Source organism: Burkholderia sp. FL-7-2-10-S1-D7, from assembly GCF_001524185.1.
GTDB classification, from domain to species: Bacteria; Pseudomonadota; Gammaproteobacteria; order Burkholderiales; family Burkholderiaceae; genus Burkholderia; species Burkholderia diffusa.
In genome coordinates this window covers 1-891 of sequence record NZ_LOWY01000020.1, presented here as the reverse complement: position 1 = coordinate 891, position 891 = coordinate 1, and the positions used below count along the sequence as shown (strand labels likewise).

General features: G+C 63.0%; 1 protein-coding gene. It reads right to left on the bottom strand.

What is annotated here, in order from left to right; translation table 11 throughout:
• Positions 1-10: 10 nt before the first annotated feature.
• Positions 11-828, bottom strand: a protein-coding gene (locus WS75_RS31845; protein WP_156429753.1) for an IS5 family transposase whose coding sequence is annotated in 2 segments (ribosomal slippage) — positions 11-480 and positions 480-828 — 819 coding nt in all. Because the reading frame shifts where the segments join, the coding sequence is not laid out codon by codon here.
• Between the last annotated feature and the right edge of the window lie 63 nt (positions 829-891).

The following is an 891-nucleotide window of genomic DNA, read 5'->3' as shown; positions in this document are numbered from 1 at the left end:
AGAGACGGTTTCATAAAGGCTGTTCGGCGCGCCGGAGGGTATTCCAGCAGATCAGGCAGCAACCGAGTTTTAGGAACGCGCCGTGAATGTCAGCACGGCGCTCGAAACGAATACGGAGACGACGGAAGTGATGCAGCCAGGCATGCGTGCGTTCCACGACCCAGCGATATTTGCCAAGGCCGCTGCCGTGTTCGGTACGGCGCTTGGCGATCACCGGCTCGATACCGCGATTGCGCAACGCGCGTCGATGTAGCTCGGAGTCGTATCCGCGATCGGCGTAGACCACACGCGGTCTGTGCAGCGGGTGGCCGCGCAAACCGCGAATCGGCGGAATCGCGTCGATCAGCGGCAGCAATTGCGTGACGTCGTTGACGTTCGCGCCGGTCAGGATCGCGGCGAGCGGCGTGCCGTTGGCGTCGGTGACGATGTGGTGCTTGGAACCGGGTCGCGCGCGATCGGTAGGGTTTGGCCCAGTTTTTGGCCTGCCCCAACGGCGCGAATCGATGATGAATCGACAGCAGCTCGAGAGAAGTCGATCTGGTCTGCTGCTCGCAGCTTCGCGAGCAGCAGCTCGTGCAAGCGGTCCCACACGCCGGCAACCTGCCAGTCGCGTAGCCGTCGCCAACATGTCACGCCCGAGCCGCAACCCATCTCGGCAGGCAGATCGCGCCAGCGCAGTCCGGTCTTGAGAACGAACAAGATGCCGGTCAGCGCGGCGCGGTTCGAAACCGGCAGGCGGCCCGGGTTCTTCTTGCGCCGTGGCTTGGATGGCGGCAGTAACGGCTCGATCAGTGTCCACAACTCGTCGTCGATGATCGGCTTGCCCATCTCCTCAGTCTCGGTTGTTCCGATGCCTGAGGTTAACAGCTCGTCGCGAAAGTTAACAGCCCC